This is a genomic window from Kocuria sp. CNJ-770 (assembly GCF_001942375.1).
Lineage (GTDB): Bacteria > Actinomycetota > Actinomycetes > Actinomycetales > Micrococcaceae > Kocuria > Kocuria oceani.
In genome coordinates this window covers 3053-6609 of sequence record NZ_MKJW01000007.1, presented here as the reverse complement: position 1 = coordinate 6609, position 3557 = coordinate 3053, and the positions used below count along the sequence as shown (strand labels likewise).

At 65.4% G+C, this 3557-nt stretch carries 3 protein-coding genes; 1 reads left to right on the top strand and 2 read right to left on the bottom strand.

Annotated features, from left to right (window positions below; genetic code table 11):
• On the bottom strand, positions 1–1613 hold a 1613-nt coding region (locus tag BJF77_RS00220), incomplete at its 3' end, for an N-6 DNA methylase (RefSeq protein WP_158041135.1).
• A 504-nt stretch (positions 1614–2117) separates the two neighbouring features.
• Here BJF77_RS00220 and BJF77_RS00215 point away from each other — a divergent pair.
• Positions 2118–2447, top strand: coding sequence for an Lsr2 family protein (locus BJF77_RS00215; protein ID WP_075870940.1), 330 nt, complete (start codon positions 2118–2120; stop codon positions 2445–2447).
• Between the two features lie 794 nt (positions 2448–3241).
• On the opposite strand, the gene BJF77_RS00210 is transcribed toward BJF77_RS00215, so the two are convergent.
• Positions 3242–3412 (bottom strand): hypothetical protein, encoded by a 171-nt coding sequence (locus tag BJF77_RS00210; protein ID WP_222844932.1) that lies wholly within the window; start codon positions 3410–3412, stop codon positions 3242–3244.
• Positions 3413–3557 lie beyond the last annotated feature (145 nt).

The following is a 3557-nucleotide window of genomic DNA, read 5'->3' as shown; positions in this document are numbered from 1 at the left end:
TTGCGGATGTAGTAAGACCAGATGTGGTTGCGCCCGGCCTCATGCAGTTGCTTCAGGCGCATGAAGTTCTCGTTGAGCGCCGCCACGTCGCCTGCTCCAATAGCCAGACGACGCAGGGTGCCCTCGCTCAGCTTGTTGGTACGGGTGTCCGCGGCCCGACCGGATTCAGTAACCAGGGTTTCGACGAGCTCATCGAAACGGGCGGCGTCATCGAGAAGGTGGTCGGGAAAGCGCAGCTCGGTGGGGAACAGCTGGTCGCCCTCATCGGTCTGGATGACCAGGTGCCCGACGCTGAGAAGGTCCTCGTGCTGGTCCCAGCCAATGCTGTCGCCCAAATACACCGGCACGGACAGCTCCCCGCGGTCTGGGGCGTTGAGGCGGTCCCGTCCCAACGCCAGCAGGTAGGTGACCCGGGCCAGGGCCACGGCCACCGGGTGCAAATCGATACCCATGACCTTCGAGGACACTTGGTGCATCGCCTCGGTCAGGCTCATCCCCGCTTCCTCTGCGGCGGACAGATAGCGGCGCACCGCGTAGAACAGGAAAGATCCAGAACCACAGGAAGGGTCCAGCACCCGCTGAGTCAGCGGATCAGTGACGGCTTCCTGGACCACCTCATAGGCGAGCCAGTCGGGGGTGTAGTACTCCCCCAGGGCCTTACGGGTGGTGGCGGGGATGACCGATTCGTACAGGACTTTCAGCACATCGTGCTCCACCGCGGACCAGTCGAAGCGGGCCAGCCGACGGGCCAGGGAAGTCACGAAGCCCTCACCCCCAGGCACCTCCAGCACCCAGTCGAAGAAGTCCCGGTCGACGACCCCGTACAGTCCGGCCTGGGCGAACTGGGAACCGGAGAGCAGGCTGGCCGGAGGCAACTGCGTGGCGTCCACCCCGAGCAGGAGGTGGGCAATGATCTCCGCGGAGTTCACCAGCAAGGTGTGCTCCAGGAACAACTCATCGTCGTCGGTGAACTGGGTACCCAAGGCCGAATGCAGCAGTTTCGACCACAGCTGGCGCTTGAGCTGCACGGTCGGCAGGTGCTTGCTGTCACGGTAAAGGGACTGCAGGGTCGCGAAATCCAAGGCGTGGGAGGAACTGCCAGCCCCCAGACGCTGGGCGATCTCCTTCGGAGTGGGGCGCACCCCAGTCCTGGTGGCCAGGACCCCTTCCAGCCAGGACAGCAAGGCCGCCGCCCCAGCTGCGCCGACGGTGGCTGCGTGGCGGGTTGCTTCCCGCAGCACCCCGTCGACTTCGTGGAAGGCGATCCACTGTCGCCCATCCGTGAGCACCCCGACATACCGGGCGCCGACCTCCCGGGTGCGGGTGAGCACGTAGTCGGCCAGCTGCTCAGTGGCTGCGGCCATAACGGACTGGCTATCCAGGGACTTTTTCACCTCGATGACCGTGCACCCGACCTCGATGTCGATGCGCCGGCGCTGCCCCACCTGGGCTTCCAGCTCCACCTCGAGTTGCTCCTCCGCAAGACCCAGCTCAGGGTCCAGCAAGAACATTCGCACGTCCGATTGGATCGTCGCTTCGCTGCGAAAGGCCGGGGAACTGACGAGCCGCTCAAGGATGTCGAGTCGTGCCTGCTGAGTGAGAGTGGGGGGCATACCTAAGACGCTATCCCGCCCGCCCCGCCACGCCGTTCATCCACGAGCAAAGTGTTCTCGGCTTACATTGGCCCCACCGCCTCAGGCATGACGCGGCACTAGCATCCCGCTATGCCTTGGCAACCAGGAACGTACTGCCATGACAGGCGTAAGCGAGGCAATAGCTGCATGACCCGCCCCGGGTGGCATTCATCTATCTTTTGCTGAATTTACCGGAACTTCCCATTGGCGCCCTGAGTTCCCCGCCTCTGAGGGGGGTGTGGGGTAGTTATTAACGGACCCATCAGCAGACACATCCTGATAGAGCCACTTCGTTCGCGCCCAAGACCCAACGCTCGAATTTATCGCTAGAGTGGACCGGTCAGTGAAGACGCTCACGGCAATCTCCGATCTCCATCTCGTCAACTCGTTTCAAAACCTGCGGGAGGTGGCTCGGTGCCAGCGTTCCCAACCGTGAGCGTATTTCGGCGAACAACATGAGGAAGCCAAGAGAAAGGTGTTGTGATGGCCCAGAGCGTAAAGATCATTCTGGAGGACGACCTCGAGGGCGGTCCTGCTGATCAGACCGTCCAGTTCGGTCTGGACGGCCGGCAGTACGAGATTGACCTGTCCACCGCGAATGCGGAGAAGCTGCGGGAGGCCCTGCGCCCCTTCGCCGCTTCCGGCCGGCGGGCCCAGGGCAAGTCCGCCCGGACCACCGGGCCCCGTTCCTCCACCGGGGGCAACCCGGAGACGGCGAAGATCCGGGCCTGGGCGAAGGAGAACGGTTATGAGGTCTCCGATCGCGGCCGCATTCACCAGTCCGTCAAAGACGCCTACTACGCCGCCCAGTAGACCCCCACTCCCCCACCGGACAGCAGTTCGTCTTCCGGGCGTTCCGTGACGGCGGGCCGGTGCTGGCCGGCCACCGCTGCGATACCGCAGCGAAGCTTCTCGGGGCAGTCCTCGAGCACGAGGGCCCTCACCGTGGCCCCTCCGCACGGTGAGCAGCCGGTGACGGGCTGACGGCCCCTATCCGGCACGGTGCCGCCGGGACGCCCCGCGTCCAGCCTGGACAGCGCTGGTTGCCCCTTTGGCCCCCGATACCGACCCCTGCTGGGGGTTGGCCCTGGCTCCTTACGGCAGCTGCGCGGGCACCCGCGTCGTTCGAAGACCCATGGGACCACCCACCCCATCCCGCCGTCTGTCACCAGAAGAAGAGAACCCGGCCCACCATCACCGGTGAGCCGGGTTCCTTCCTCGCCGACCATGGGAAAGCCGCCCGCAGCCGCCCCCCTCCCCCACCGGGGGCCGGGTGTTATCGGTTGAGCTGTTGGGCGTAGGCGCGCACGGCGTTCTCGATCACCGCTCTGGCGGTGCCGTCGTGCTCGGTGAGCTCCTCGATCAGATCGGAGACGTCCTGGGTCACCCGTACACCCAGCTGGATCGTGGGTTCCCGGCGCGGCCGGCCCCGGCCGCGCTTAGGTGCAGCCGCCGGTGCCGCTTGCACCGGCGGGGACGACACCACCGGTGTCGCAGGCTGGGGTGAGGTAGCGCGTGGGGTGTGTAGTCGACCGGGTCGATGTGCTCATCCGGTGCCGGGCCGGGCCAGCGGCGGGCCAGCGAGGCGGGGCGCTCGGGCTTCTCACTCATCGCAGCACCTTCTTCGCGATCGCGGTGTAAGCCTCCAGCACGCGGGAGCCCTTGCGGTATTGGCCGTACCACTCCCCCGAAATCCGTACCTCTTGGACGATGGCCCGGTCCGGGATCAACGGCTCCAGGAACAACCCCGTGGCACGGAGCTCATCGAGGCTGGCCACCTCCGCCCGGCTCATGCGGGCACGAGCCTGCCTTCGCACAGGTGCATCTGCCGGCATTGAATGTTTTTGTGACACTTAGGCACCGTGACACTTAGGCACCGTGACACTTAGGCACCGTGACACTTAGGCACCGTGACACTTAGGC

Excerpts from the sequence above, each read along its gene's own strand:
- BJF77_RS00215 (WP_075870940.1), top strand. The coding sequence starts at position 2,118 with ATGGCCCAGAGCGTAAAGATCATTCTGGAGGACGACCTCGAGGGCGGT.